23 protein-coding genes and 2 pseudogenes are annotated in these 26,767 nt (G+C 63.0%); 10 read left to right on the top strand and 15 right to left on the bottom strand.

Annotation, left to right across the window (positions count from 1 at the left end; genetic code table 11):
• Positions 1–325: 325 nt before the first annotated feature.
• The 3 genes and pseudogenes from AC0L3H_RS15055 to AC0L3H_RS15045 all read right to left on the bottom strand — a co-directional run.
• Positions 326–700: pseudogene (locus AC0L3H_RS15055) on the bottom strand (DUF3604 domain-containing protein); the annotation flags it as partial.
• Positions 701–818: 118 nt separating this feature from the next.
• Complete coding sequence (locus AC0L3H_RS15050; RefSeq protein WP_473585981.1) at positions 819–1,421, bottom strand: HdeD family acid-resistance protein; 603 nt, start codon at positions 1,419–1,421, stop codon at positions 819–821.
• Positions 1,422–1,725: 304 nt separating this feature from the next.
• Positions 1,726–2,057: pseudogene (locus AC0L3H_RS15045) on the bottom strand (transposase); the annotation flags it as partial.
• A 496-nt stretch (positions 2,058–2,553) separates the two neighbouring features.
• Between AC0L3H_RS15045 and AC0L3H_RS15040 the strand changes: the two are divergent.
• Positions 2,554–4,482, top strand: a complete 1,929-nt coding sequence (locus tag AC0L3H_RS15040; protein WP_473585980.1) for an adenylate/guanylate cyclase domain-containing protein — start codon at positions 2,554–2,556, stop codon at positions 4,480–4,482.
• A gap of 84 nt (positions 4,483–4,566) precedes the next feature.
• Complete coding sequence (locus AC0L3H_RS15035; protein ID WP_473585979.1) at positions 4,567–5,430, top strand: hypothetical protein; 864 nt, start codon at positions 4,567–4,569, stop codon at positions 5,428–5,430.
• Positions 5,431–5,988: 558 nt separating this feature from the next.
• Here the strand turns inward: AC0L3H_RS15035 and AC0L3H_RS15030 are convergent.
• Positions 5,989–7,038 carry a hydantoinase/oxoprolinase family protein gene (locus AC0L3H_RS15030; protein WP_473490786.1) on the bottom strand — a complete coding sequence of 350 codons (1,050 nt, stop codon included), beginning with the start codon at positions 7,036–7,038 and terminating at the stop codon, positions 5,989–5,991.
• Positions 7,039–7,094: 56 nt separating this feature from the next.
• On the opposite strand from AC0L3H_RS15030, the gene AC0L3H_RS15025 reads away from it, so the two are divergent.
• Positions 7,095–7,793, top strand: a complete 699-nt coding sequence (locus AC0L3H_RS15025; protein ID WP_473585978.1) for a HisA/HisF-related TIM barrel protein — start codon at positions 7,095–7,097, stop codon at positions 7,791–7,793.
• Positions 7,794–8,049: 256 nt separating this feature from the next.
• Here AC0L3H_RS15025 and fae read toward each other — a convergent pair whose 3' ends face one another.
• From fae to AC0L3H_RS14990, 7 genes are all read right to left on the bottom strand, one after another.
• The gene (gene fae, locus AC0L3H_RS15020) at positions 8,050–8,556 is read right to left on the bottom strand and encodes a formaldehyde-activating enzyme (protein ID WP_029350398.1); all 507 of its coding nucleotides are present in this window, start codon (positions 8,554–8,556) and stop codon (positions 8,050–8,052) included.
• A gap of 168 nt (positions 8,557–8,724) precedes the next feature.
• Positions 8,725–9,609, bottom strand: a complete 885-nt coding sequence (locus tag AC0L3H_RS15015; RefSeq protein WP_473585977.1) for a triphosphoribosyl-dephospho-CoA synthase — start codon at positions 9,607–9,609, stop codon at positions 8,725–8,727.
• Positions 9,606–10,571: an ATP-grasp domain-containing protein gene (locus AC0L3H_RS15010; protein ID WP_473585976.1), complete on the bottom strand. Its 966-nt coding sequence runs from the start codon at positions 10,569–10,571 to the stop codon at positions 9,606–9,608. Before AC0L3H_RS15010 ends, AC0L3H_RS15015 begins: the two co-directional genes overlap by 4 nt.
• Positions 10,572–10,656: 85 nt before the next feature.
• Positions 10,657–11,613, bottom strand: a complete 957-nt coding sequence (mch, locus tag AC0L3H_RS15005; RefSeq protein ID WP_473585975.1) for a methenyltetrahydromethanopterin cyclohydrolase — start codon at positions 11,611–11,613, stop codon at positions 10,657–10,659.
• Positions 11,610–12,758 (bottom strand): ATP-grasp domain-containing protein, encoded by a 1,149-nt coding sequence (locus AC0L3H_RS15000; RefSeq protein ID WP_473585974.1) that lies wholly within the window; start codon positions 12,756–12,758, stop codon positions 11,610–11,612. The genes mch and AC0L3H_RS15000 overlap by 4 nt, the downstream gene beginning before the upstream one ends.
• Positions 12,736–13,629 carry an NAD(P)-dependent methylenetetrahydromethanopterin dehydrogenase gene (locus AC0L3H_RS14995; RefSeq protein WP_473585973.1) on the bottom strand — a complete coding sequence of 298 codons (894 nt, stop codon included), beginning with the start codon at positions 13,627–13,629 and terminating at the stop codon, positions 12,736–12,738. The genes AC0L3H_RS15000 and AC0L3H_RS14995 overlap by 23 nt, the downstream gene beginning before the upstream one ends.
• Before the next feature lie 41 nt (positions 13,630–13,670).
• The gene (locus AC0L3H_RS14990) at positions 13,671–14,639 is read right to left on the bottom strand and encodes a beta-ribofuranosylaminobenzene 5'-phosphate synthase family protein (protein ID WP_473585972.1); all 969 of its coding nucleotides are present in this window, start codon (positions 14,637–14,639) and stop codon (positions 13,671–13,673) included.
• A 160-nt stretch (positions 14,640–14,799) separates the two neighbouring features.
• Here AC0L3H_RS14990 and AC0L3H_RS14985 point away from each other — a divergent pair, with 160 nt between their 5' ends.
• From AC0L3H_RS14985 to AC0L3H_RS14965, 5 genes are all read left to right on the top strand, one after another.
• Entirely contained in the window at positions 14,800–15,180 is a 381-nt protein-coding gene (locus AC0L3H_RS14985; protein ID WP_473490778.1) for a 4a-hydroxytetrahydrobiopterin dehydratase, read from the top strand.
• A gap of 366 nt (positions 15,181–15,546) precedes the next feature.
• Positions 15,547–16,638 carry a tungsten formylmethanofuran dehydrogenase gene (locus tag AC0L3H_RS14980; RefSeq protein ID WP_473585971.1) on the top strand — a complete coding sequence of 364 codons (1,092 nt, stop codon included), beginning with the start codon at positions 15,547–15,549 and terminating at the stop codon, positions 16,636–16,638.
• Positions 16,632–18,263, top strand: coding sequence for a formylmethanofuran dehydrogenase subunit A (locus tag AC0L3H_RS14975; protein WP_473585970.1), 1,632 nt, complete (start codon positions 16,632–16,634; stop codon positions 18,261–18,263). The genes AC0L3H_RS14980 and AC0L3H_RS14975 overlap by 7 nt, the downstream gene beginning before the upstream one ends.
• A complete protein-coding gene (gene fhcD, locus AC0L3H_RS14970) occupies positions 18,251–19,159 on the top strand; it encodes a formylmethanofuran--tetrahydromethanopterin N-formyltransferase (protein ID WP_473490775.1) in 909 nt (302 codons plus the stop codon). The genes AC0L3H_RS14975 and fhcD overlap by 13 nt, the downstream gene beginning before the upstream one ends.
• Positions 19,156–19,965: a formylmethanofuran dehydrogenase subunit C gene (locus tag AC0L3H_RS14965; RefSeq protein ID WP_473585969.1), complete on the top strand. Its 810-nt coding sequence runs from the start codon at positions 19,156–19,158 to the stop codon at positions 19,963–19,965. Before fhcD ends, AC0L3H_RS14965 begins: the two co-directional genes overlap by 4 nt.
• 61 nt (positions 19,966–20,026) lie before the next feature.
• On the opposite strand, the gene AC0L3H_RS14960 is transcribed toward AC0L3H_RS14965, so the two are convergent.
• From AC0L3H_RS14960 to AC0L3H_RS14950, 3 genes are read right to left on the bottom strand one after another with little or no spacing between them, the layout of a single operon-like run.
• Positions 20,027–20,851 carry an alpha/beta hydrolase gene (locus AC0L3H_RS14960; protein ID WP_473490773.1) on the bottom strand — a complete coding sequence of 275 codons (825 nt, stop codon included), beginning with the start codon at positions 20,849–20,851 and terminating at the stop codon, positions 20,027–20,029.
• Between the two features lie 11 nt (positions 20,852–20,862).
• On the bottom strand, positions 20,863–22,350 hold the full coding sequence (locus tag AC0L3H_RS14955) for an NAD-dependent succinate-semialdehyde dehydrogenase (protein WP_473490772.1): 1,488 nt from the start codon (positions 22,348–22,350) through the stop codon (positions 20,863–20,865).
• 18 nt (positions 22,351–22,368) lie between these two features.
• Positions 22,369–23,595 (bottom strand): iron-containing alcohol dehydrogenase, encoded by a 1,227-nt coding sequence (locus AC0L3H_RS14950; protein WP_473490771.1) that lies wholly within the window; start codon positions 23,593–23,595, stop codon positions 22,369–22,371.
• A gap of 140 nt (positions 23,596–23,735) precedes the next feature.
• On the opposite strand from AC0L3H_RS14950, the gene AC0L3H_RS14945 reads away from it, so the two are divergent.
• Together AC0L3H_RS14945 and AC0L3H_RS14940 are read left to right on the top strand one after the other, a co-directional pair.
• A complete protein-coding gene (locus AC0L3H_RS14945; protein ID WP_473490770.1) occupies positions 23,736–24,437 on the top strand; it encodes a GntR family transcriptional regulator in 702 nt (233 codons plus the stop codon).
• A gap of 62 nt (positions 24,438–24,499) precedes the next feature.
• Positions 24,500–25,093 (top strand): DJ-1/PfpI family protein, encoded by a 594-nt coding sequence (locus tag AC0L3H_RS14940; RefSeq protein WP_023797753.1) that lies wholly within the window; start codon positions 24,500–24,502, stop codon positions 25,091–25,093.
• A gap of 87 nt (positions 25,094–25,180) precedes the next feature.
• Here AC0L3H_RS14940 and AC0L3H_RS14935 read toward each other — a convergent pair whose 3' ends face one another.
• Positions 25,181–26,704: a xylulokinase gene (locus AC0L3H_RS14935; protein ID WP_473585968.1), complete on the bottom strand. Its 1,524-nt coding sequence runs from the start codon at positions 26,702–26,704 to the stop codon at positions 25,181–25,183.
• Positions 26,705–26,767: the final 63 nt, after the last annotated feature.

The following is a 26,767-nucleotide window of genomic DNA, read 5'->3' as shown; positions in this document are numbered from 1 at the left end:
CTCTGCTCAGTCTAACGTCTCGCTTGGTCATGGCACTTACCCTTCCACGGGAATCGGTGATCGCAACGTCACCAGCGCGCCATGGCCGCCCCTCGCCTCAGAGTAAGGGCTGCTCTCTCTCCAGAGCTTTTTGCAGAACCTTCAGGACACTATCTGACGTTCGGCGGAACCGGTATTCCTGACCCTGACCGGACCTTCCTGCCGCCAATAAGCATCTCGGAAACGAACGTTCAGCCGAACCAGCACTCATGACCCAAGCCAGGCCTTCCTGTTTTGTTGGAAGAAGGTCTGGAAAGGGGTGAATTGCGACACCGCGCGAGGTCAGCGGCGTGTACCAGATCGGCGATGTGTAGGCTCGCTCGGTGATCGTCATTGCTGTCCCCGGCAGAGAGTCGACCCCATATCGCTTGGTATCGTAGGCAGTCCGGCGCGGCGTCGGGATCTCGATCACTCGGTCGCAGTAGAGGGCGGGCAACCTCGGGTCGAACTCCGGGTCTTTCCACACCTTGATGAGCTCGGGCGCGCCGATCGTATTCGTCCAGGTCGCATTCTCCACATCGACGGTGCTGCCTACCGAACGAAATTTGCCGTCGCCGCCTGGCTTGCGGTCGCCCGACCATGCGACGTCGTAGATTTTCTCGTGCAGATTGCCATTCTTGTCGAGCCAACCTTTGACCATCTGGTAGCGGTCAAGGTTGGCGCGATGCGTTCGGCCGGCGGCACGCAGTCCGGGCCGCCGTCCTTCGTCACCCTCGCGACAAAGTCGCGGACGGCCGACTTCGCCACGCCTTCGTTCCGGGAGGGAAGCGGGTCCGGCATTATGCGGCCGCCCCATGGGCGTGGCCCTCATGGCTGTGCCTGCGCAGCCGGAACGCCAGCCCGACCAGCATCACGCCGAAGACGATGGCATAGGCGCCGATGACCCAGAGCAGACCGAGCGCCCCGGCGCCCGGAGCTATCGCGATGATCGCGCCGACCAGCACGGATAGCGCTCCCGCCGCGACCAGCCACCACTCGTTGTCGATCTCCTTCCTGAGCCGGATCGCGCCGATGATCTGCATGACGCCGGTGGCGATCATCCAGCCGGCTATAAACAAGACAAGCACGATCGCGGTCATGCCCGGCAAGGCCATCGCGACCAGACCCGCAAGGATGCCGAGCACGCCGACCAGCGCCATCCACCATCGCGGCGCCGGCGCCCCGCCCTTGATGGCTGCAATGAGCGCCAGCACGCCGTCGACGAGCGCATAGGCGCCGTAGAGCAGGACGAGCGTCACAAGCGAGATACCCGGCCAGATGAAGGTCAGCACGCCGAACAGAATCCCACAGATGCCGCGCAGCAGGATCAGCCACCAGTTCCGCGCCAGCGCATGAAGCATCATTCTGCCGGCTATTGGCCCGGCTGGACGTGTCGTGCTCATTGTTCACCTCCGTTCAGTTGCGATCGGTCGATGCGCCGGCGTAGCAGGTATGCTCGTCGCCCGCAGCGTGGTTTAGTGCTCGCTTGTGCTGGCCTCTGCCAGTGCCTTCAACGCGTCGTGACCTGACGTTGACTAGCTGGGCGGCTTTCCCCCGCCGCGATCAAGCCACGCGGAGACGACGAACAATCCTGCGCTTGGTCACGGACTTTTTCAACGGTATCGGCGGATAGTGTTGAAGAAGTTGGCGATGAAGCCGTGGATCCACTCGCACCGAAGCGTCTTGATTAAGGTCGACGCGACCTCCCTAAGTGGCTCGGATGGGTGTCCCGAGGGTGCAGATCTTGGCCAATTTCCTGAGGTTCTGGGCGATGGCTGCAAGGTGGAACTCATCGCGGGCACCACAGGGGCCGCGCAATCGCAATCGATCGAGCTTCAGGATGCGCTTGAGGTGCGCGACAGCATCTCCACCTTCTTCCGCTGATAGCGTGAGATCTGGTAGGCGTCGGTCTTGGCGATGTCGCGGGCCATGTCGCGCGCGCCCTCATAGATCGAGCGCAGCACCTTGCGCGCCGGCTCCTTCGGGCAACAGCGGGGCTTCAGGGCACAGGCGTCGCAATCCAGCTTGCTGGCGCGATGCACCGGCCGGCTCGATCGCGCCAATTCGCGACATTCAAGGCGCTTCTCCACAGCGGACCTTGCGCAGCGGCCGGAGTCGACCACCCTTTGCAGCCATCCAGCGCGGACCAGCGCCTTTTTGCCACTATCTGTGGCGCGCGGCCGGGCAGCGCCATTTCATGACCTATGCAGCCATCCGCTCGGAAGTCAGGTTCTTTGGCCAGAGCGGACGTAGGAACCGACCTGTCCGCGTAGCTGCGAGGGACCAAAAGGCGTGCAATGGGGTCGCGGCATGGCCGGCGTTCAAGTCTTCGGGACGAGGATCTTTGGGTCCTGATTGTCGTCACACGAGAAGGTGGCGTGGAGGAGGAGGGCGTTGGGCGCTCCTTTACGCAGCTTGCAACGTTTTGTGCCGGAGTATAAGCTTCATCTAAAGTTATAATTGGCTGATTTCCCGCAGTCGGGCTGGGGGATCACCGCACCGCACCTGTGGAGGCGTGGTGCTTATGGGGCACGCATGGAGCAGGTGCAGCGGAAGCTCGCCGTTATCCTTGCCGCCGACGTGGTCGGTTACTCTCGCTTGGTCGAGGAGGCAGAGGAAGCAACGCTAGCGCTCCTCCATTCGTACCTGGAAATCGTACATCGCCTCGTCGCACTCCATCAGGGCCGAGTCTTCGGCAGAGCGGGCGACAGCTTTGTCGCTGAATTTCCCAGCCCCGTAGAGGCTTCCCGCTGCGCGCTGGAGATCCAATCAAGTCTGACGCGCGAAAATGCACAGTTGGAAGAGCGCCGCCGCATGCTCCTGCGTATCGGAATCCATCTGGGCGACGTTGTAGTCGAAGGCGACAGTCTGCAGGGCGACGGCGTGAATATCGCATCCCGGCTTCAGGCTCAGGCCAGCCCGGGGACTGTCTTGATTTCGAGCGATGTCTACCGCCAGGTGCGGAACAAGCTTGAAGTCGGATTTCTTGACCTCGGTCGCCGGAAACTGAAAAACATCGCCGAGCCGATGCAGGTTTATCAGGTGCTGACGGAGCGCCCGCGGCTGATCGGCAGACTTCGCACGCGTCGGGCCGTCCGGCGGGCAGCCGCTGTCGGCGCGGTACTGGCCGCGGTTGCGGCAATAGCCGTGCCGCTACTGTTATTTCGCCCGCAAGTCTTTGATTCATTTGGCGTCATGAGGCCGCAGGCTTCGCGGCCCGACCGCCCTTCAATCGCAGTCCTGCCGCTACAAAATATTGGAGGAAATCCCGATTATGATTACTTCAGTTCCGGTCTAACGAACGACCTGACCACCGACCTTGCGAAGTTCAAGAACCTGTTCGTCGTAGCGAACAACTCTGCCAACGCCTACAAGGATAGGACGGCAACGACCCAAGAGATTAGCCACGCGCTTGGCGTGCGCTATATCCTTGAGGGAAGCGTGCAACGTGATGCCGACCGCCTCCGCGTCAACGCGCAGCTTATCGATGCCACGACAGGAGAACATATCTGGGCCGAACGCTACAGCCGCAATATGACAGAATTGTTTTCCGTTCAGGATGATATATTGCAGCATATTGTTTCATCTCTCTCCGTTGAGGTGCGCTTCGCGGAGGAAGAGCAAGCAATGGAGAAGGAAACTTCGAACCTGCTTGCTAAAGATTACTATTGGAAAGGCCGCGAATATTTAGACGAATACACGAAGGAATCTATAGATAATGCGCAGGATATGTTCGAAAAGGCATTAGCCTTGGATGAGCACTATTGGCATGCGCTCAGCGACCTGGCCTACGTGCATCTGGTTCGATACCAGGAGCTTTGGAGTCAGGATCCCGATCGGGACCTTGCAATTGCGAACGACATGGCATTCCGCGCGATGCAGGCTGCGAGGGACGACTATTACAACATCTGGGGCTACGCAATGGTTCTTCACGCTCGCGCAGGCGCCGCCGAGCAGAAGGGATTAAAAGAGAAGAGCGACCAACTCCTGCGCGATGCGATCGCGACCTACGACTTGGCGATCAAATCGAACCAGAGCGACCCAGGGCTGCTCGTCATGCACGCGGACCTCCTCGCATATCAAGGAGAAGCGGCCGCTCGACGAGGTGTCGAGCAAATTCATCGCGCAATGGAGATCAACCCGTTCCATCCTGAATGGTATCTCTGGTCGTTGGGCGCGGCATTGTTTCACGCACACGAATACGACGAAGCGGTGGCCACGTTTTTGCGGATGAAGGACCCTCAGCCGCGCGTGCACCTGCATTTAGCCGCCTGTTATGCGCGGTTGAGCGAGACCGCTGCGGATAAGGACAAACCTACCCTTCTCGACCAGGCGCGGAAGGAGCTTTCGACATTCCGTCAGTTGAGCCCGGACTGGACCATGGAGCGGGAGCAACGGGAAAAGTTCTCGTCTCAAGAGGCCAAGGAGCACTGGATCCGCGCTTTGCAAATAGCCGGCGCCTAGCGGCCCTCAGGTCACCCCCAAGACCGTGTGCAACCGCGCGCGGAGGCCAGCTCGCAAACTTTCACTCGTAAGTGGAGAGGACCAATGGCGAAAGCAAAAGCAAAACCCGATAGAAGCAGCCAGGCACTCGAGCACTATAGACAGGGGCGGGAGTTCCTGAACCGGCATACTCGCGAATCGATGCAGATGGCGCAGGAACAGTTTGAGCGTGCGTTAGAGGTGAAACCGGATTTTTGGCAGGCCCTTGGCGATATCGCTTATGTGCATCTTGTCCGATATCAGGACCTTTTGAGCGATGATCCCGATGAGCAGCTGCGTCTTGCTGATCAAAAAGCCCTGAGGGCTAAGAACGAAAATCCCCGTGATTACTACAATCTCTGGGGCTATGCCATGGTCCTTCATGCCAAGGCGGGTCTCGCTGAATTTCATGGCCGGGCAGAGGAGAGCAATGAGCTTCTCTGCGAGGCAATTGCTACTTACGACCAAGCGCTTAAGTTGAACAAAAACAGCGGCCCCGCGGACCCAGGGTTGCTCGTCCTCCATGCCGATCTTCTGGCTTATCTGGGTAGGGCCGAAGCGCTGCGAGCGGCCGGACAGATCCGTCGGGCGATGCGGATGAATGCCGGTCACCCGGAATGGTATTTCTGGTGTTTGGGCGCGGCCTATTTCCATGCGCGTGACTACAGCCAGTCGGTAACGTCCCTTTTGAGTATGAAAGAACCGGAGCCGCGCGTACCCTTGCACCTGGCCGCCAGCTATGCGCGCCTGAGCGAGACGGTCGAAGATCCCGAGAAGAAGAAGTTTCTCAACCTTGCCCAACACGAACTTGAGGAAGCCCAGCAGATGACGCCCGGTTGGACGCTGGACCGCGAGCGCAAGGAGAAATTTGCCATTGCCGAGGACAAGCAGCATTGGATTGGAGCTTTGGAGCTTGCGGGCGCTCAGTGAGGGCTACGGTGTATAGCATCCATTTGCATATAGCTGTGTCGACCGACGCTTACGGTAGGTATCCGACTGCGGAAAATCCGCCATAGCCGAATAGCGGGCAAACCTACTGGGCCGGCTGGCGCCGATCTCCCACAGCTGCTGTCTCATCTGCTTCGTTTCGCGACTTTCACGCTGGCACAAGCTATGACCGGCGCGGGTCATGGGCGTGAGTTCAGCCGAGGGCGAACGAACTTTCACAACGGGTCGACTCGAGCCTTTGCGCGAAGGTCAGCTTCGGAGAAGCGCCGGGAATGTCAAGAAATGGCGCACCCGCGACCTCCCGAATGGTCGCCAACAATGTCTGCTTTCAGGCAGTGGCAACGGTCACCTCAATGGCCGATATCAGGCGCGGACCGGACATGCGCCGAGCGGATGCCGAACGTCAGCTTTCCACCCTGTTGCGAGCTTGCGCGCGGTCCGATTTTGGATGCGCTGGTACGGGTTGAGATCTTTCAAGCCGGGCCAATTCCACGGCGGTATCTCATCTCCCCAATTGATCGGATGGCCATCATAGAGCACCTACGATTGAGATCCCGCCAGCAGCGCCACCGCTGACGCGGGCGCCACGCTACTGGCTTCGCTGCGAACGGTGTCATCTGCGGGGATGATTTCGGCGAAATCGACGAAGCGGCGTTCCATGCGTTCGGCTAGCCGCCTGATCTGCCAGCGGCCGATTCCGGCGCCGACGATCGGCGCATCCTGGGCAACGGCCCCGGCAACCAGGGACCCGGCAACCAGGGACGCTGCGTCGTGGATCTTGCGCAATTGCTGTTCGCTGAACCAGCGCGCGATTTCATGCCATTCCGGCAGGGTCAGCTCGGCGGCGTCGCGCCCGATCATGCGCGCCAGCCGCGCGATCGAGCCATCGACGGTCTTTTCCTTGCCGTCGGCGGAAGCGTGCCTGTCGTCCTTTTCGTCGAGCACCCCGAGGATCCGGTGCGCATCGGTGATCGAGGCGAAATACTCGTTCATCAGCGGTGTCAGCCTGCCGCGGACGGGGGCCGACGAGGCGACGCCGAACAGGAACGTCCTGGTGAAGCCGGTATAGACCAGTTCGCCGCTCAGCAGCCGTCCGGCATCGGTGTAGCCGTCATTGGCGACGGCGCCATTTCTAATGGCGATGATGTCGGTGGTGGTCGATCCCATGTCGACGAACAGGGCATCGCCGGCGAGTTTCGCCACCAATGACGCTGTCGCATGCCAGTTGGCAGAGGCGACGTCGGCGCTCAGCCGCGCTGCCTGCTCGACCCCGACAAATCCGGACGGTCCGGCATAGATCAAGTTTTCGCCTGGGACCCGCGTTGAAATCTCATCCAGCAAGGCCGCGACGCCGGCATCGCGGGACGGAAAGATATCAGCCAGTTCGCCGGTCATGGTGAATGCGTTGAGATCGGCGCCGGCATAGATCGGGGCCGTTTCCTCGAATGCCGAAGTCAGGGTATGGAGCCCTAGCCAAAGCGGCGTGGCGATCGTTACAGCCTCGACGATGCGGCCGTCTTGCGCACGCGTCACCTTCAGATGGGCGCCGCCAATATCGAAGCCGGCAACGATGCTCTTTCTTTTTTCCACGCTTCAAGCTTTCATCAGAGTTGGTCAGGGCAGTTGGTCAGCGAGAAAAAAGAACGTTGCGTATCATCCCGGTTCTCGACCTGAAAGGCGGCGAGGTGGTGCGCGCCCAGCAAGGAAAACGCGATCGCTACAGGCCGATCGTCACGCCGCTCAGCCAAACTTCCGATGTCGTTGCGGTCGCTGAGGGTCTGCGCCGGCTTTACCCTTTTCCGACCTTCTATATCGCCGATCTCGATGCCATCGAAGGCGGAACGCCAAACAGTGCCGCGCTTGCCCGGCTGGAGGCGATGGCGGAGCCGCCCGAGCTTTGGGTCGATGCCGGCTTCGCCGACGAGAAAACACTTTCGGCAGCACTTGCCGAACCCTGGCTTTGCCCGATTCTGGGATCCGAATCGCAGCAGGACGACGCGCTGTTGCGGCGTTTTTGCGATCATCCGGAGCTTATCCTGTCGCTGGATTTCTTCGACGACGGGTTTCGCGGTCCGGCATCATTTCTCGATGAGCCGGCACTTTGGCCGCAAAAATTGATCGTCATGACATTGGCCAAGGTCGGCTCCGCCTCCGGTCCCGATTTCACGCGGCTCGAGGCGATCAAGGCGAGGGCTGGAAGCCGCTCCGTCATCGCGGCCGGCGGAGTGCGCAACGAGGCTGACATTCGCGCCCTTTCATCGCTCGGTATCGCCGCGGCGCTGGTTGCGACCTCGCTGCATGACGGCACGCTCACGCCGGGGCACCTCGCAACGCTTGGCACCTGACATTCGCGGCAACCTCGAACTTCGGTCTCGGAAACCGTACCTTGGATCTAGAGCGGCGAACTCTCAAGTCGATCGTCTCGCCGCTCTATCTCTTTGCTGGAGCATCGGATTTCCCAAAACCGGTTCCCAACCCTCGGGTCAATTCCGAGGGCAGGTTTTGGGGTCCGATGCTCTAAAGGCCCAGAAGCTTTTTCAGGCGACGCAACAGACCATCCGGCTCCGCGGAGGGTTTTGCCTGTGCGGGGCTGTCTCTTGTCTAAGCCGCGAACGGATGCTTCACCTGATCCCGCTTGGCCGTGGCCTCGGCGGCGGTTGGCGTTCCCGAGACCGCGCGCTGGATGGCTTCTTTCGTCGCTTCATAATTGTATTTTTGGATCTTGGCGTCGTCGGCGGCGTCCCAATGGATGAAAACGCCGACGCAGATGAACAGGTCGTCCGCCTCGTTGGCGGGAATGATGTCCTCGGCGACGGCATCCTGCACGGCCTTGGCGACCGCATGCTGGGCCGGGCCGAACATCTGCACCGCCTGCTTGGCGCCCTTGATCGTGACCTTGTTGAACATCACGGTGTTGGGCTTGCACTGAAGATTGGGCGCGATCACCGCCAAAAGGGAGGTAAAGCCGTCCTTGTTGTTGGTCAGCGCGTTGCAAAATGCTGTTTCGACTGCGCTCCCCCGTGGGCCGATGAGCAGGTCGACATGCGCCACTTCGTTGCCGTCTCCTACCAGCGATTCACCGACCATTACTTTCGAGATCTTTGCCATGCCAATTTTCCTCCAAGACACAGTTATGGTGTCCAAAGACGCCGCGAACCGAGCGAGCGCTCGATGGACAGCTATCCTTGTTGGCAGCGCCCGGGGATCCGGACCGGTTGGCTGGATAGCCGCGGAAGCCCAGCTTCCGCTCCTGAAAGTCAACCACCAACGTTGCGATTATGCAAGCTGAACGCCGAGAGTGTGGACTAAAAGAGTAGCCACGGTCAGGTCGGCCGAGGTGCCGGGATTGACCTTGTCCGCCTTCAGCCGGCGGTCCAACTCCATGAGCAGACGAATGCGTGACGTCTCGTCGTCGCTGGCATGCAGCGCCGCTTCAACGGCAAGGGCTTCTTGCCGCGCCTGATTTGCAACTTCAGCACCATGGTTGCGCACCACATGACTGTCCGGGAAGCCGGCGAGAAACGCCATATAGGCGAACACCGTCGGCCACATGCCTACTTCGCCGCGCGCCAAGGCGGCTTGCAGAGCCGCAAGCCCGGCGCCGAACACGTCGCCGAAACCGGTAACATACTGGCGGGCGATCATGTCGCGGTCGGCCGCCTCGCGCATGGCTTCGAGCAGATGAACTTTTGGCTCCTGCCGCACATCGTTCGCCGCCTCTCCGAGGCCGCCCGGCGAGGCGGCGACGATCGCCTCGAACACCGCCCTGGTATCGTCCATGCTCATCGCGCGCAGCACCGCGTCGACATTGTCACGCAGGCGATTGTCAGGCAGTCGATTGTCGGGCAGTTGGGCGCCCGCCATTTCAGCGGCGCATAGCAGGGGCCCTGCCAGAAGGATAATACCGAGATTGGTATTGGTCTGGACCGCCAGGCGTGTCGCGCGGACCGCTTCCAGCATGCGCCGTCCGACCGGCAGGCGCGGATCGGTCAGCGGGACGGACGAGACCTCGGCGCTGGTCATGAACTGGGCAGCGGACATGCCGTGCCCGTCGGCGAACAGATGGACGTTGCCCGGTTTCAGCGCCTCGATCTCCATCCGGCAGGCGTCCTTGTAGGCAGCCCGGAGGCGTTCTCGCGAATGCGCCATGCCGTCGGTCACGAATTCGCCGGCGCGGTGAGGCGGTAGGGTCGCGCCGCCGCCTCTGGGTGATCAGCTGGGCGATCAGCCAGGAATTTCAGCAGCGCGTCGGCAATCGCATCGGCGATGTTGACCGCGACCACCGATTGAAGCCCGGACCAGGCGGGCATGCTGTTGACCTCCAGCACCAACAGCTTGCCGTCTGCCGCCGGCACGATATCGACGCCGGCGAAATCCGCTGAGATAGCGGCGGCGGCGGCCCGTGCCAGCGCCGCCAGTTCGGTTTCGCCATGCCCCGAAACCTGCCCCGAGACTTGTTCGGGCACCGCCCCGCGATTGACATTGGTGATCCAGTCGTCGCCACGGCGGCTCATCATCGCCAAAACCTCGCCGGCGCAGACGAAAACGCGAAAATCGCGGAAAGGAGGGCCAGGACGCGGCACGTAATGCTGGAGATAGTAGACGCCGTTCACCTCGTCCTCGGCGGGGAGGTCGGACAGTGTTTCGATCAGCCGGATGCCGCGGCCCTGGGCGCCGAAAAGCGGTTTTAGCACCAGCGGCGTGAACGGCAGTTCGCGTCTGGCGACCGTTTCGGCCATGGCAAGACCCTCGACCGCGAATGTCGGCGGCGTCGGCACGCCGGCATTCTTCAGGAGGAAGGTGGTCATCGACTTGTCGACGCAGCGTTCTATCGCCTGCGCGGAATTCCACACCGGAATGGAAAGCTTGCCGAATGCGTGCAGCACGCCGAGACGCCGGGTGACCGCTTCGAACGATCCGGCGGCGATCGAACGGACAAGCACGGCGTCGGGCAGCGCGCCGTCGAAGCCGGGGATCGACAGTCCGCTCGGGCTGCCGGTGTCGAACGCGATTGCCGCCAGCGGCACGGTTGCGACCACGGCGCCACGCCGCTCCAGCCTTGCCGCCAGGCCCTTGGAGCGGGCGTCCGAGACGTCGCTGACGATCAGGATGCGAGGGATCATGTCAGGCCTTGGATACCGGTATACGGAAGCCGGAACGAATGCCCCGGCAGGCGGATGACAGACCGATCCATTGCAGCGCCATGGTCTAACCGAGGCTCCGTTCGAGCATCTGCAGATCACGCTCGCCGGCGCGGAACGTATCGCCGGTCTCGATCGCCGTGACGATCACTTCGGCCGGGCTGAACAGCAGCGGATCGATGGCATAGAAATCTCCCTTGAACCGCTTGAAGACTTCGGCGAAGGGGTGGCCGTGGTCGCGCGAGGCGTGGCTCGGCAACCGCTCCGCGAGCTCGCTGGCGTCTTTCGCCGAGCCTTTTACGAACAGCTGGACGCTGCCGCCATAGATGATGGCGTCGTTGGTCCTGCCCATCGCGGTCAGGAAATCCGGATGCGGGGCGGGGATAGGCGCCGTGCCGATGCCGTCGACAACGTTGTCCAGCGGAAACTTGAGATCGTTGGTCTTGTGCAGGGCAACCTCGAGCGCGCGCGCAACGATCTGCACGCCGCCCGCCAGGCTTTGTGTCGGCGCATAGAGGAAGGTGAGCTTTTCGGGTGCCAGTCCGGTTGCCCTGCCGACCTTCTCGACGATCGCCTGGGGCGGCGGTTTGGCCGTCTCCAGGATCAGCACGGCGGACGACGCGGTATCGCGATAGGAAAGTGTTTCGAACAGCGGTTCGACGCGGGCGAGCGCCCGCGCCGGTCCCGATCCCATGGCAAAATAATCCTGGCTCGACAGGTTCCAGCCCGCATACTGGCTGCCCAGGCAGGCAAGCACCGGCTGCGACGACCGCACTTCGATGGTGAACGGCCATTTTGGCGACCCACGGTCCATGCACACCGAAATGCTGCCGAGGCCGCCCATCGCGGCTTCCGCCATGCGCAGCCCGGCCTCGACGCCGCCGGCGGCCTTGGCGCCGGCGTCGATCAGGCGCTCGCCCAAAGGCCCGGTGGAAACGCCGATACGCAGGCGTTCGGCGTCGCCGATCATGCCGTCGATGATGCGCTGCGCATTGTCGTTGAGGAATGCCGAACCGTCTTTCATGTCCGGTCTCCTTCCCATTGGTGTTGCAATCGGCTGGCTTGTCCCTTGATCAGCCGCCTGGTCAGATCGGCGCTCGGACCGCGCGCGAAGATGGTGCAGACCGGATCGCCGGCGATCAGCCGGGTGCCGGGCGACTGATGGTCGGCAGTCCATTCAGGCCAGGCAATCGATGGAAAGCGGGCGATCGGCGCCGCCGCATAGGTCACCATCGACGCCATCGAATCGACGAAGCGCGGCAGGCGGTATTTCTTGCCCGCCGCGGCGCGCAGATGCGCTTCGATCAGTGGCGCGTCGGCATCGTCGAAAATGTCGAGCGTGGCGCCGGGCCGCGGATTGATCTCGATGAGCTTGTAGCCATCCGGCCCGCGAATGAGATCGGCGCTGCACAATCCAACCAGGCCGGCGCGACGCGCCAGACCTGAAAGCCAGCCGCGGATCGTCGCCGCCCGTCTGCGATCGAAGCGCCTCAACCGCACGGCGCCGCCATAGCGATAGGGCGCTGCCGGGGCAGGCGACGCCCATTGTTGGCTGAAGCCGACGATGTCAGCGCTTTGGCCGTCGCCGACGAACAGGGCCGAGATGCTGCGACCGGCAACGAAACGCTGAAAATAGCGGCCGCCAGGAGCCTGACACTGTAATATCGGGGTTTCTCCAGCGGCCCGTCTGATATGCGCGCCGCCGGCGCCGCCCGCGGTCTTGACCACCCAGTTCTCCGGATCGGGCGGCGGGTCCCATCGGAATTCCGGATGCGGAATGCCGAGTTCGGCGCAATCGGCAGCCAGCAATTGCGGGTCCTTGATCCTGCGGATCGCGGCGCCGCTGTTGCCGGCGAGCGGAAAATGGCGCGCGATCTCGTCGACGGTCTCCGTCATCCGCTCGAAGCCCGAGCCCAGGACAATGGCGACCGGCTGGTCGTCTCCGGCCAGTTGCCGAAGCGTCTCGATGATGCGCAGGCCGTCAATGCCGCCTTGCAGGTCGCCCGGCAGCATCGTCGCGCGCTCGGCAAGCGCGACCGTGTCGGTATCGCAAAAGAAATCGGCGACCAGCGGACGATAGCCGGCGCGGCGCGCAGCGGCAGCCAGCGCCCGGCCTGAAATCGCCGCGATCAGCACAGATCCGGCGTTATTTGGCAGTCTCGCGTGCAAGGGAAAATGCTTCCTGGAAATCGAGCGTGATGGTTTTTTCGGATTCGATCATTCTTTTGAAGAGGCCGAATTCGACCTTGTATTTCACGTTGCCGATGGCGAGCGGACCAATGCCGACAGCTTTTGCCGCTTCGAGCGGATCGCCATTGGCATTGACGGCCACGCCTTCGATGCCGGCCGGCGGGACCGCATTGACGTCGGCGGCAATGAGCAGGTCGTCGCCTTTCAGCTGGGCTTTCGAGACCACCTGGACGCCGGCCTTGGCGCACGCCAGGATCACCTGGCTCGCCTCGACCAGCTTCGTCTTGCGGGCGTCGCTCGATCCGTCGGCCGCATCGACGGCGATGTTGAACCGGCTTTTGATCTCGGCCGCGATCTGCTTGACCCTTTCGATGCCGTCATGGCCGACCAGCGTCACCCCCGCGCCTTCCCTGGCGGCGATGACGGCAGTGCAGAAGCCGACGACGCCGGTGGCGCCGAAGACAGCGATCCTGGTGTCTTTCAGCCCGCGCTCGAATTTCTTCTCCAGCGCTTTTTCGACCTTGGCGACCATCGCCGCGGCCGTGGTGAACGAGCCGGCCGGATCGGCAAATACCGAAACCCGGAAAGGCGGCACCATCGCTTTTCGCGCTGCGTCGAACATGTCGAGCGCCAGCGAGGCATCCTTGCCGGCGATAAAAATGCCGGTATCGACGCCCGCATCGGGCGGGCGCGAGAAGATCGCGTCCTGCACGAGGCCTGTCACCTCTCCCAGGCTTACATGGACATAGGGGACGACGGCGTCGAAACCTGCATCGAGCGCCATGTTCACGTCGAAAGGGCTCATATGCTTCAACGGCGTCAGCATGTGCAGGATGTGTTTGCGGGCCATTTCTCGCCTTTCTTCTTGAACCTGATCGTGTTGCCCAGCCGTCAGCTGCCGACGAGATCCAGTCTGGTCGAACTGATCTTCGCGCCGGAATTCCTGCCCTTGACGATCCTGATCTCGATGCCGTCTTCAACTGTCTGCTGAACCGCGCTGACGAAGCTGACTGCAGCGTCTTGCGATGGGGCGAAGGCAAACCCTGTCGGCCCCCACGAACTCTGGCCGATGCCGACGGCGCCTGCTTCGTTGAGAGCGTGGGCAACGCTCTCGACCCGCCTGGAGGTGAACACGCCGCCTTGCGCCGGGGCGAAATGGGTGCCGATCAGCATCTGGATCGCGGCGACGGCGGCGCCGAAGGCTGGCAGGTCGTCCTCGACAAGAGCCGGCATGATGCCCATCAGCACCCGCCGGCAGATCTCACCGCTGCCGGATGCCGGGAACGGCGGCAGCGAACGAAACGCCGCGATCTCGGCATCGCCATGCAGTCCATGCCCGCCATGGTCGAGGATCAGGATGACGCGCCACTCTTCCGGGAAAGGCAGTCGCGCCACGACCGGAGGCGGCCTGCCGCTGTCGTCCTTGCCGGCGTCGACAATGACGCCACCGCTTTCGAAGCTGGCGATGCCGATGCCGGATCGTCCGCCGCGATCGAGCAGGGTCGCATCGCTGCCGATATCGAGCGGCAGTTTGTGGAGCGTGCGCAGCGCCGCGGCGACGGCAAGGGCGATCTGCGTGCCGGAGCCCAGGCCGGCATGGCTCGGGATCGACTGTTCGACCACCAGACGGTGCTGACCGCGAATGCCGAGATGGCTGCAGAGCGTCGACAGATGTTCGCCGGCGCGGCGGCTCTCGGCGCCTTCGACGATGGTCTCGCTGGACCGTGACAGGGTGACTGTTGTTTCGGGTTCGCTCAGCGGCAGCCCGACGCTGCCAAAGCGACGCCCGGTATCGCCGTTGAGATCGAGGAAGCCAAGATGCAGGCGGGCGGGCACTTGTATGGTAACAGAATTCGACATCTACCCCCCGATGGGTGCATCATAGACGCATCATGGAAGTTTAGGTGCCCGGCGCCATGATAGCTGTTTTCGTCGAAGGGGCAAGCCGCAGAGAGTGCATTCGTTTTATCTTCTTTTGGCCCCGGCGCGAGAACGGACCGGGCAATTCGCGGAGGTCGAGATGAACGAGACGCCGAGGGAAAAGGTCTATTCGGAAGCCGAGATTGCCGACCGGCTCGAGAAGGAACTGCCGAAATGGTATTACGAGAACGGCTGGATCCGGCGCAAATACAAGACCCACAGCTGGAAATCGACACTGATGGTCATCAACACGGTCGGCCATCTCGCCGAGGCGGCATGGCACCACCCCGACATCACGGCGTCCTATGCCTGGGTCGAGGTGCGCCTGATGAACCATGCAGCCAAGGGCATCACCGACAAGGACTTCGAGTTGGCCAAAAAGATCGAGGATGTCGTCCAGTGGCAGCCGGCCCGGGAAGGCGGCGCGCTGGAAGGCACTCCGCCGACCGATCAGCGCTTCGCTTACATCAAATATGATTAAGCGCGGTCGGAATTTGTTGATGGCGTATAAAAACATTCGCTAATCTGCTGAGAGACTGTTTGGAAACTCTACTCTGGCGGCCATCTGATGGCGTTTTCTGCGCTTCCGGTGCTCACGGACCAGCGCATGACCCCGGAAACCGATTTCGGTTTCCCGGAAAGGATCATGCGCAAATGCAAAGTGTTAGAGCGTCCTTTGCGCGTCCAATTGGACGCGCGGCGCTCTAATGTCCGCTGCGCTCCGGTTCTCGAAACCCCCACCATATGACTCACCAGAGCGAATTTCGAAACAGTCTCTGACAGGCGGGGTTCACGGCCGATCCAGTTTCGTCTAGGATCAGGCCGGCACCAGAAAGTAGCGTAGTGAATGGCGGTTGCTTGGATCGGCAACCGGGAAACGCTGGTCGAGCGCGCGGCCGCACATGCCGCCGCGCTGTTGGGGTCAAGCCGGTGCCCGGTTTTCAGCCTGGATACGGATATACACGGCACCAGGGCGGCGATCGCGCTGGCTGAGCGGGTTGGCGCGGCATATGATCATGCCGATGGCGCGGCAGTTTCCCGAGAGGCCGCCCTTTTTACCGACAAAGGCGCGATGACCGTCGCGCCCGGCGAGACGCGCCGGCGCGCCGACGTCGTGGTGATCGTCGGCGAACTCCCGCAGATCCACCATCAATTTGTCGGCGAGCTTGCCGAGACGGTTCCCGATCTCTCGGCCAAGAATCAGCGCGAGATCTTTCTGGTCGGGTCGAACGAAACGTCTGCGCCGCGGTTGAGCAACGGGCGGACGGCGACGCTGCTGTCCTGCGGCGAGGCAGGCCTCGGCGCGACGCTGGCGGCACTGAGGGCGCAGTGGAGGGGGCGCCAGACATCGCAGCCGGTGTCGAATTTCGACGATTTCGCCAAAGCCCTGGAGGCTGCGCATTTTCCCGTCTTCCTGTTTTCAGGCGACGCAACCGACGGGCTGGCGCTGGAGATGCTGCAAGGGCTGATCACCGATCTCAACCGCAAATCACGCGCATCCGGCCTGCATCTGCCGGCGAGGGAGAACGGATGGGGAAGCGCGCTCGCCTCGACCTGGATGACCGGTTTTCCGCTGCGCACCGGCTTTGCGCGCAGCTTCCCGGAGTTCGATCCCTGGCGTTACGATGTCGCGCGCATGATCGCTGCCGGCGAAGCCGACCTGCACCTGCGGATTTCGTCCTCGATTGTCCAGCCGCAGAAGAAAAGGAACCGCATGGCGCTGATCGCCCTGGCGAAAACGCATGAGCCGGTGGCGGGTGCTGCGGTCACCATCGCCATCGGCGAAGCGGGCGTCGATCATCAGGCGGTGGTCTATTCCAGCCGCACCGGATCGCTGCGGTCGGTCGACGCGCGCGCGGCGTCCGAACTGCCCTCCGCTGCGACCGTTGTCCGGTTGGTTGCCAGTCATGTCTCCGCCGAGGCGGCGTTGCCATGCTGACGAAAATCGCCGGCGGCGACATCATCGATCCGGTCAACAGCCGTCTCGGCAAGGGCGACCTGTGGATCAGCGACGACAAGATCGTTGCGAAGCCGGCGGGTGGCGCTGCCGACCGGACCATCGACGCTGACGGCTGCATCGTCATGGCGGGCGCCATCGACATCCATTCCCACATCGGCGGCGGCAACGTGAATACGGCACGGCTGCTGCTGCCGGAGCAGCACGCCGCGCACCAGGCGCGGCCGGCGGCGACGCCGCTCTCCAATGCCGGCTGGTCGACTTTCCAGACCGGCTGCCTTTACGCCAAGATGGGTTTCACCACGGTGGTCGAGCCGGCGATGTCGCCGGGAGCCGCGCTTCACACCCATCTCGAACTGGCCGACATCCCGATCATCGACAAGGCGACGCTCGCCATTCTCGGCAACGACGATTTCCTGCTGTCGATGATCCGCGACGACGCCTCCTCGCAAATGATCGAGGACTATGTCGCCTGGACGGTCGCCTCGACGCGGGCGCTTGGGGTCAAGGTGATCAATGCCGGCGCGGCGGCCGCCTTCAAGGAAAACGTCCGCACCTTCTCGCTGGACGACTTGGTGCCTTCCTATGGCGTCAGCTCGCGCAAGATCGTCAAGACACTGCAGGCGGCCGTCGCCAGCCTCGGCGTCCCGCATCCTCTGCATGTCCATTGCAACAATCTGGGCAGCCCCGGATCGGCGGACACGGCGGCCGCGACGATCGCGGCGGCGGAAGGATTGCCGCTGCACCTCGCCCATCTCCAGTTCTACGGCTACGGCACGGAAGGCAAGCGCAGGTTTTCCTCGGCCGCGGCGCGTCTTGCCGAACTGGTCAACGCGACGCCGGAAGTCACCATCGATATCGGCCAGGTGATGTTCGGCCAGACAGTCACCATATCCTCCGACGTCATGCGGCAGTTTTCGGCGCGTGGCAGTGCGCAGCCGAAGAAGTCCGTCATTCATGACGGCGACGGCAATGGCGGCGGCATCGTGCCCTACCGCTATGGCAAGGATTTCTATGGCACGATGCAGTGGGCGATCGGGCTTGAGCTTTTTCTCCTGATCGACGATCCGTGGCGTGTCTTCTTCACCACCGATCATCCCAACGGCGCGCCCTTTACCGCCTATCCGGCCCTGTTCGAGTTGCTGATGAGCCGGGAAGCGCGCACCGAAATGATCGCCGGACTTTCACCTTCCGCCATGGCGCTCTCCACCCTGGCGGCGATCGACCGCGAATACAATTTCGAGGAAATCGCCATCATGACGCGCGCGGCCCCTGCCAGGCTGCTCGGGCTGACGGACCGCGGCCATCTCGGCGCCGGCGCGACAGCCGACATCGCTGTCTACCGCAGGGACCAAAACATCGCGAAAATGCTGGGGCAGGCGGCGTATGTCTTCAAGGACGGCGATCTCGTCGTGCAGGACGGAGAGATCACCCACTACCGCTGGGGCAAGGCGCTCAGGCTCAATCCGTCGCCGGACAAGGCGATGCTGCGGCGCCTGGAGGATTATCACCAGCAGCGCTACGGCCTGTCGCTGGACTGGTTCGATTTCCCGGATTCGGCGGTCGCGCGCGAACAGCCATTCGGCGAGGTGGCATGCCGAACGTGAGCGTAAATGGCATAGTGATCGACGATACCTTTGCCGAGGCCTTCGGCATGCGCGCGACCGCCATCATCATCACCGCGCCGAACCGGAAATGGGCGCGCCAGGCGGCGATCACCATGACCGGCTTCGCCACCTCGGTGATCGGCTGCGGCTGCGAAGCGGCAATCGATGTCGAACTGCCGCCATCGGCGACACCGGATGGCCGGCCCGGCTGCCGGGTGATGATTTTCGCGATGGGAACAGACGAGCTGCAGAAACAACTGCTCAATCGCGTCGGCCAGTGCGTCTTGACCTCGCCGGGTTCGGCCTGCTTCGCCGGACTGGAGGGCAGCGCCGCGTTGAAGCTCGGTTCGGCGCTGCGTTATTTCGGCGACGGCTGGCAGATCTCCAAGAAAATCGGCGGCAGGCATTTTTGGCGCGTTCCGGTCATGGACGGCGAATTCCTGTGCGAAGCAACGACCGGGCTGACCAAGGCTGCCGTCGGCGGCGGCAATTTCTTCGTCATGGCTGAAACCAGCGCCAGGGCCTTGCTCGCCGCCGAGGCCGCGGTTGCCGCGATCGGCCTGGTGCCGGGCGCGATCGTGCCGTTTCCGGGCGGCATCGCCCGTTCGGGTTCCAAGATCGGCGGTAAATACAAGGGCATGATCGCCTCGGCCAACGAAGCCTACGCGCCGACACTGCGCGGTGTCGTCAGGAGTGAGCTCGGCGCCGACATCAACGCCGTCCTGGAAATCGTCATCGACGGCGAGACCAACGATGCCGTTGCCGCGGCGATGAAGGCCGGCATCAAGGCCGTCATCGAGCTCGGGCCGAAGCGAGGCGCGGTTCGCATCAGCGCCGGCAATTACGGCGGCAAGCTCGGCAAGTTCATCTATTCGCTGAAGGATATGCTGCCGTGAAAGCGCTGACCTTCACCCTTGTCGCCGAGCCGCCCGAGCGCCTTGACCTGTCGCCGCTGACGGCGGAGCGGCTTGCCGGGATCGAAAGGCGCGATTTCGAAAAGATTCGGATCGGCATGTCGAAGCATGGCTCGAAGGTCGGCGATATCTTTCGCGTCGCCGGCAACAACCTGCTGGACATCGTCTTCGAAGGCGGCGGCGCGCGCCTCGACCGCGTCGCGGAAGCCATGCGGGGCGGTTCGGTTCGCGTCGTCGGCAATGCCGGCGCCCAGGCCGGGCGCGCCATGCGCGGCGGCACGCTGACGATCGAAGGCAATGCGGGTCCACATGCCGGCTCCGGCATGCGCGGTGGCAGGCTTGAAATAACCGGCAATGCCGGCGACCACCTTGGTGGGCCGCTCGCCGGCGAACTGGCCGGCATGAATGGCGGCGTGCTGATCGTCAGGGGCAAAGCCGGCGCTTTTGCCGCCGACCGGATGCGGCGTGGCCTGATCGCGGTGCTGAAAGGCGCAGGCGACAATGCCGGCAGCCGCATGATCGCCGGCACGCTGGTGGTGGCCGGCGGCACCGGCGAGATGCCTGGCTATCTGATGCGTCGCGGTTCGATCCTGCTCGATCGCGCGCCGAAAAGCCTGTCGCCGAGTTTTGTCGAATGCGGCGCGCCGGAGAGCGCCTTCGCCGCCATCATCGATCGCCATCTGATCGCCGAGGGTATTTTGAAACGGCCGCTGCTGGGCAACGCGCCGCAGAAATATGGCGGCGACAACGCGGTGCTTGGCATGGGTGAGGTTCTTTTCCCTCGCTGAGGCGTGCTGCAGACGCCCTTGCGGTAAGCCGCGATGGATGATGGCCGGCATGTCTGCTGGGTCAACGATCGTCGTTGGCAATCAGTTTCGTCAGGCAATCCCCCGCCTGGCTCTCCGGCAGGCCGAGATCTCTGACACTGTCCATGTGGTTGCGGTTGGCGAGAACAAGCGACGTTACCGGCAAACCCTGCTGCAGCAGGTGGACTTTGAATCGATCTGCTTGCTGATGGAAAGGCGGCGTCTCGTTGGCTCCGACCAGAACCATCGCCCTGGTTTGAGGATCATGCCGATAGGCAAGCGGTGTAAACTTGGCGACTTCCTCATCGGTGATTGCAATCTCGATGGCGAGAAAGGAATTTTGGAGCGGTTTCAAATCGTAGAGCCCGCCGAGCAGAAGGGCTGCCCGCACATTGGAGGGGGTATGCTCGCTGTTGAACAGGAACGTTGAAAGATGTGCCCCGGCCGAATGACCGCTGACGGTCAGGTTTGCCGGGTCTCCGCCATGGTCGGCGATATGGGCCAGAACCCACCGCTTGGCGCGGCGCACCTGGTCGATGATCGTCGCCATCCTGACCTTGGGCATCAGAGCATAGTCGACGATGGCGGCAATCGCACCGGCCTGGGTAATCGTCGCCGCGACATATGAATAGTCACGCTTGGAGAACATCCTCCAGTAGCCGCCATGGATGAACATGTGCACCGGCAGGCGGCTTCGTTTGCCCGGGGGAAAGAACAGGTCGATGGTTTCGGTCTGATCCGGCCCATAGGCAATGTCCGCTGTCATCGGGATGGTTGCGCGGACGGCCTCGCTGCGGTGAACGATGTCCTGGACGATTTGATCGAAATCGGCGACATGGTCGCGGATGCGGAACGGATCGTTTTGCACTCTTCCTCCGCTCAGATGCTGATGGCGAGATATTTCGCCTCCATGAACTCGGCAATGCCGTGATGCTGGCCGCCCTCGCGGCCGAGGCCGCTCTGCTTGACCCCGCCGAACGGTGCTGCCGGATCGGACATCAAGCCGCGGTTGAGAGCGACCATCCCGGCTTCGATCCTGGATGCCACCCGCATTCCCCGCGCAAGATCGCGCGTGTATATGTAGGCGGCAAGACCGTATTCGGTGTTGTTGGCACGCGCGATGATTTCGGCTTCCGTTTCGAAGCTCGAGATCGGCGCCACCGGCCCAAAAATTTCCTCGTGCGCCATCTCCGCCTCGGCCGGGACGTCGCAGAGCACGGTCGGCGGATAATAGTATCCCGTTCCCGAGCCTGCCTTGCCTCCGCACAGCACCCGCGCGCCACGGGCGACAGCATCGTTGACCAGGCGGTCGATCTTGTCGACGGCCTTCCTGGTGATCATAGGCCCGCACTCCGTGGCCGCGTCGGTGCCGGCGCCGATCGTGAGTGCCGACATCCGCCTGGCGAGGCTTTCGCAAAACGCATCGTAAACGCCGGACTGGACATAGATGCGGTTTGCAGCCGTGCAGGCCTCGCCGGCGTTGCGCATCTTCGCCACCATCGCCCCATCGACCGCCGCGTCGAGATCCGCGTCATCGAACACCAGAAATGGCGCGTTGCCGCCAAGTTCCATCGAACACGAAACCACGTGCTTTGCGGCCTCGGCCAGCAGAACGCGCCCGACAGAAGTCGAGCCGGTGAAGGAGAGTTTGCGCACCCGCGGATCGGCCAGCAGCGCGGCCGTCACCGGACCGGGATTGGAGGTTGTCAGAACGTTGACAACCCCTGGCGGAACACCTGCTTCCTGGTAGAGCGCGGCGAGCGCGTAGGCGGTGAGCGGGGTCTCGCTGGCCGGCTTCAAGATCACCGTGCACCCGGCAGCCAGGGCGGGCGCGATCTTGCGCGTCGCCATGGCGGCAGGAAAATTCCAGGGTGTTACAAGGACGCAGATGCCGATCGGCTCGTAGTCGACGACGATGCGGTTGGTGCCGGAAGGCGCCATCCCGAATTCGCCGGTGATGCGAACCGCTTCCTCGGCATTCCAGCGAAAGAATTCCGCGGCATAGGCGATCTCGCCACGCGCGTCCCGCAGCGCCTTGCCGTTTTCCAGCGAGATCAGGGTGGCCAGCGTCTCGCAACGCTGCGTCATCAGCTCGAAGCAATTTCTGAGGATTTCGGAGCGCTTGCGGGGCGCCGTCGTGCGCCAGCATTCGGCGGCCTTGGCCGCAGCCTCCACGGCGGCCGCGGCATCTTCGATCGTCGCATCGGGAACCGCGGCGATCACCGCTTCCGTGGAAGGGTCGACGACCTGGATTTCCCTGCCGTCGGCGGATTGCCGCCATTGGCCGCCAATATACAAGCCGTGGGAGAATCTATGGAAGCCGGCAGTGTCCTGCTCGTCCTCCAGCATCTGATGAGATATGTTCATGGCCTGCTCCTCGGTTGCTCACATGACACAGGCGGCGAGGTCGCCATCATAGGCGGCCTGGATCAGGCGCCGCATGGCTGCCGGATCGAATGGACGCGGATTGTTCTTGATGAGACGGTCGATGCCGAGCGCCTGTTCGGCCGTCCAGTCGAGCCTGTCGGCGGGAAGCCCGAGCCTGGCCAGCGTAGGCGTAATCCCGATCGCTGCAAACAGCCGGCCGATCTCGTCGATTGTCGCGTCGGCCATCTCAGCGGTGCTCCGGTCCCTGCCGTCGAGACCAAGGGCAAGGCCGATCTCGGTCATCTCGGTGGCCGCGGCGGCCCGGTTGTACTTCATGACATACGGCAGCATGGTGGCGACACCCAGCCCGTGAGCGGTATGGGTAAGGGCGCCGACCGGATATTGCACCGCGTGCGCCGCCGCCGTTCCGGCCGTCCCGAACGCGCAGCCGGCTGCAAGCGCGCCCATCATCACATCGGCGCGAGCGTCCTCGTCGGTCGGGGCGCGGCAGGCCTTCTCGAGACTGCGGCCAAGCAGCTTGATCGCGAGCAGCGCAAAATGATCGGTCAGCGCGCTCTTGCCGATGAAGACATGCTGTTGGGGCAGGCCGGGGTCGGTGCCGCGCCTGGCGGCGGTAAAAGCCTCGACCGCATGGGTCAGCGCGTCTGCGCCGGCGATCGCCGTCAGCCCCGGGGGACATGTCATCGTCAGTTCCGGGTCGCAGATGGCGGCTGCCGCGATCAGATGCGGGCTGGAGATGCCTACCTTCATGGTGCGATCCGGATCGGAGATCACGGCGACAGGGGTCACTTCCGAGCCGGTGCCGGCTGTCGTTGGCACCGCGATCAGCGGCAGCGTCGGACCGGGCACCTTGAACTCGCCGTAGTAGTCCTGGAGCAGGCCGCCGTGGCTGATGAGCAACGCGGCGCATTTGGCCATGTCGAGACAACTGCCGCCGCCGATGCCGATCACCATGTCGGGCGCAAACTCCCGCGCCTCCTCGACACAGACGGCAACCGTGTCGCGCGGCACATCCGGCTGCACACGATCGTGAACCAGCACAGCGATCGATGCGCCCTCGAGCGCCGCGATGATCTCGGCGAAGGCGACAGTTGCGGCAAAGCGCTCGTCCGTACAGACGAGAGCGCGACGGCCAAGCCTGGCCGCAACGGTTGCAATGACATGGCGCTGACCCTTGCCGAAGAGGATTTCACGCGGCAGCCTTATTGCAGCGAAAAGGCTCATGGTCTTGCGTCCCTCGATGATGGAGGAAAGGCGAAATCTCGCCGAGCTCCCAAGGTATCCTCTATCAAATCGTATAGGATATAGGATTGTGTTGGGCGAAGCATCGTGTTAGCCAGTGATCCTGTCAAGGGGCAAAAAAGATGCAGGTCACGAACGCAAGCAATGCCCGAGAAGTCGACCCCGCCAGCGGGCGCATCCAGCGATCCACCAGCCTGGTGGAGGACGTCTATGAAGCGATCTTCGCGCAACTCATGGCGCTGAAGATCGCGCCTGGCTCACGGATCACCGTCGACAGCCTGGTCAAGGAACTCGACGTATCCCACACGCCGATCCGTGAAGCGCTTGGCCGCCTCGAAGGCGAAGGCCTTGTGCTGAAGACACATTTGATCGGCTACCGCGCCGCGCCGCAGATAACCAGGCGCCGATTTGACGAACTCTATGAGCTTCGCCTGCTGCTCGAGCCGCATGCGGCTGCCAAAGCAGCCGCATTGATGGATGAGACGAAACTTGCGGTGCTTGAGGAGTCCGCAGGCGGCATGGCGCGCCGCGAAGGCAAGGATGAACGCCTGCGTTACTCCAATTTTGCGCGGCAGGATGCCATTTTCCACGACCGGATCATGGAATTTGCCAACAATGAACTCGTGCGCGAGACGCTCGCGTTCCAGCATACCCACTTCCATATCTTCCGCCTGATGTTCCATTCGCGCGTCACCGAGGAAGCGCTCGACGAGCATCAGGCCATCCTGGCCGCCTTCGCCGCCTCCGACCCCGCGGCGGCGGAACAGGCGATGCGCCGTCATATCGAGCATTCCCGTGATCGTTTGTTGCCGGCGTTCGATTGAGACCCGCGCCGCCGGCGAGTGCAACGCCCGCCCGACTTCCATTCCAAAACGAGGAACCGACCATGCCAGGCAAGAAAATACTGATGTTGACCGGTGAGTTCACCGAGGAATACGAGATCTTCGTCTATCAGCAGGCGATGGAGGCGGTCGGCCACATCGTCCATGTCGTCTGTCCTGACAAGAACGCTGGCGACCTGATCAAGACGTCGCTTCACGATTTCGAGGGTGACCAGACCTACACCGAAAAACCCGGCCACTACGCGTTGCTGAACAAGACCTTTTCGGAGGCGGAAAGACAGCTCGACCAGTATCATGCCGTCTATTGCGCCGGCGGCCGTGGCCCCGAGTACATCCGCACCGACAAGCGTGTGCAGGCGATGGTTCGCCATTTCCACGAGACCAGGAAGCCGATCTTTACCATCTGTCATGGCGTCCAGATCCTGATCGCGGTCGACGGCGTCGTGCGTGGCAAGAAGGTCGGTGCGCTGGCTGCCTGCGAGCCGGAAGTGACGCTGGCCGGCGGAACCTATATCGACCTGTCGCCGACCGAGGCCTATGTCGACGGGACGATGGTCTCGGCAAAGGGCTGGACCGCACTTGCCGCGTTCATCCGCGAGTGCCTGAAGGTGCTGGGGACGGAAATACGCCACAGCTAAAGTCAATAGTCCGATGCATCCCAGACGGGATGCATCGTGATTGCCAGATCTGTCGCTGCAGTCAGGGCTCGGCAGGCTTGAGATGCGTCACGGCTGCGTCGGCCGCGTGGCGGCCGCCAGTGCGTCGATGTCGTCGTAGAGCGCCTGGCTGTGATGGTAGAGCTGCTCGAAAACCGGTTGGGTGCGGCTGTAGGTCTCGGCCCATCCGGGGTCCGGCAGGATTTCGGCGTCGTAGCTCACAAAGCGCTCGGCCGCCTGGTCGACGCGCGAGAAGCGGCCGGTCGCCGTCGCGGCCATCGCGGCGCAGCCGACGATGCCGCATTCGGGCTCCCGCGGGACCAGGATCGGAATGTTGAAGGCACTGGCCTTGATCTTCAGCCACAGTTCGGTGCGCGCCCCGCCACCGGCGGCGATGACGCGCTCCAGCGGCCTGTTCGACGCGTGTTCCATGATGCGGATGTGGCGGGTCATGGCAAAGGCGATGCCTTCCAGGATCGAGCGGTGCAGATGCTCCATGCCATGCCCGGCGCCCAATCCGAAGAACTGTGCGCGGGCGTTGCGATGGCGCCCCAGGCGTTCGCCGGTGAGAAAGGGCATGAACAGCAGCGCGTCGCAACCGGCCGGCGCCTCGGCGGCGCGGGCGACGATCTCGTCGTAGGACAGCGCGTTGCCGTGGAAGGCACGGCGTGCCCAGCGCATGCCGTCGCCGCCGGTCTCCAGCAGCACGAATTGCGCCCAGTTGCCTTCGATCGTCGCAACGTTCGAGATTTCCGGGTCAAGCAGCGGCTTCTCCGCGATAACAGTGATGATGGCGCCGGTGCCCGTGCTGTCGGAACCCATTCCCGGCCGACAAGCGCCTGAGCCGAGCAGTGCCACCGGATAGTCGGCGCCACCGACCAGCACCGGGGTTCCAGAGCGCAGGCCGCTGTCGAGCGCCGCCTGTTCGGTGACGCTGCCGACGACATCCAGCGGGTTGCGGATCGGCGGCAGCTTGGCGGCGTCGAGACCCATGCGCTCGATCATCACCGGCGACCAGTCGAGCTGCTCCGGGTTCATCAGGAAGCTGCAGGACGCGTCGCCCGTATCCATGGCGATCTCTCCGGTCAGCCGGTAGTTGATGTAATCCTTCGGCATGATGGCGACTGCGCTGCGGGCGTATGCGGCGGGATCGTTGTCTCGGACCCATTGCAGTTTAAAGCCCGGCCATGCCGGGGTCGGCGTGTTGCCGCTTTCGGGCAGGTAGCTGTCCGGCTCATTCGCTTGCTCGAAGCGACGGACGAGATCGACGGTGCGCTTGTCGTTCCAGAGCGGTGCCGTGTCGCGCGTCAGCGCTCCGTGCGCGTCGAGCAGGACCAGCCCGTGCATCTGCCCGCAGACGCAGATGGCGGAGATGTTTTCGCGGGCACCTTCGACGCGGTCCAGCACCGTCTTGACGCTGGCTCGCGCACCCTCCCACCAGTCGAGCGGCCGCTGTTCGGCCCAGCCGAATTCCGGCACGATCTGGTCGTGCTCGCGCGACGCAAGCTCGAGGATCTTGCCGGCGACATCGATCAGTGCGGCGCGGACGCTGCCGGTGCCGACGTCGATGGCGAGGAAAAGTTCGCCGCTCATTTCGGAAGAGTCCTGAGATGGGCAAACATGTGATCCTCTGTCTATCGGTCAGAGCGAGCGCGG

This window comes from Mesorhizobium sp. WSM4816 (assembly GCF_055811535.1).
The sequence above is the reverse complement of the archived record's forward strand: the minus strand, read 5'-3'. Positions and strand labels throughout refer to the sequence as shown.

Excerpts from the sequence above, each read along its gene's own strand:
- AC0L3H_RS14995 (WP_473585973.1), bottom strand. The coding sequence starts at position 13,629 with ATGGCCCGCAAACACATCCTGCACATGCTGACGCCGTTGAAGCATATG.
- AC0L3H_RS14955 (WP_473490772.1), bottom strand. The coding sequence starts at position 22,350 with ATGAACATATCTCATCAGATGCTGGAGGACGAGCAGGACACTGCCGGC.
- AC0L3H_RS14985 (WP_473490778.1), top strand. The coding sequence starts at position 14,800 with ATGAACGAGACGCCGAGGGAAAAGGTCTATTCGGAAGCCGAGATTGCC.
- fhcD (WP_473490775.1), top strand. The coding sequence starts at position 18,251 with ATGCCGAACGTGAGCGTAAATGGCATAGTGATCGACGATACCTTTGCC.
- AC0L3H_RS14990 (WP_473585972.1), bottom strand. The coding sequence starts at position 14,639 with ATGTCGAATTCTGTTACCATACAAGTGCCCGCCCGCCTGCATCTTGGC.
- AC0L3H_RS14945 (WP_473490770.1), top strand. The coding sequence starts at position 23,736 with ATGCAGGTCACGAACGCAAGCAATGCCCGAGAAGTCGACCCCGCCAGC.
- AC0L3H_RS15040 (WP_473585980.1), top strand. The coding sequence starts at position 2,554 with ATGGAGCAGGTGCAGCGGAAGCTCGCCGTTATCCTTGCCGCCGACGTG.
- fae (WP_029350398.1), bottom strand. The coding sequence starts at position 8,556 with ATGGCAAAGATCTCGAAAGTAATGGTCGGTGAATCGCTGGTAGGAGAC.
- AC0L3H_RS14950 (WP_473490771.1), bottom strand. The coding sequence starts at position 23,595 with ATGAGCCTTTTCGCTGCAATAAGGCTGCCGCGTGAAATCCTCTTCGGC.
- AC0L3H_RS15050 (WP_473585981.1), bottom strand. The coding sequence starts at position 1,421 with ATGAGCACGACACGTCCAGCCGGGCCAATAGCCGGCAGAATGATGCTT.
- AC0L3H_RS14940 (WP_023797753.1), top strand. The coding sequence starts at position 24,500 with ATGCCAGGCAAGAAAATACTGATGTTGACCGGTGAGTTCACCGAGGAA.
- AC0L3H_RS14935 (WP_473585968.1), bottom strand. The coding sequence starts at position 26,704 with ATGAGCGGCGAACTTTTCCTCGCCATCGACGTCGGCACCGGCAGCGTC.
- mch (WP_473585975.1), bottom strand. The coding sequence starts at position 11,613 with ATGAAAGACGGTTCGGCATTCCTCAACGACAATGCGCAGCGCATCATC.
- AC0L3H_RS15010 (WP_473585976.1), bottom strand. The coding sequence starts at position 10,571 with ATGATCCCTCGCATCCTGATCGTCAGCGACGTCTCGGACGCCCGCTCC.
- AC0L3H_RS14980 (WP_473585971.1), top strand. The coding sequence starts at position 15,547 with ATGGCGGTTGCTTGGATCGGCAACCGGGAAACGCTGGTCGAGCGCGCG.
- AC0L3H_RS15035 (WP_473585979.1), top strand. The coding sequence starts at position 4,567 with ATGGCGAAAGCAAAAGCAAAACCCGATAGAAGCAGCCAGGCACTCGAG.
- AC0L3H_RS14975 (WP_473585970.1), top strand. The coding sequence starts at position 16,632 with ATGCTGACGAAAATCGCCGGCGGCGACATCATCGATCCGGTCAACAGC.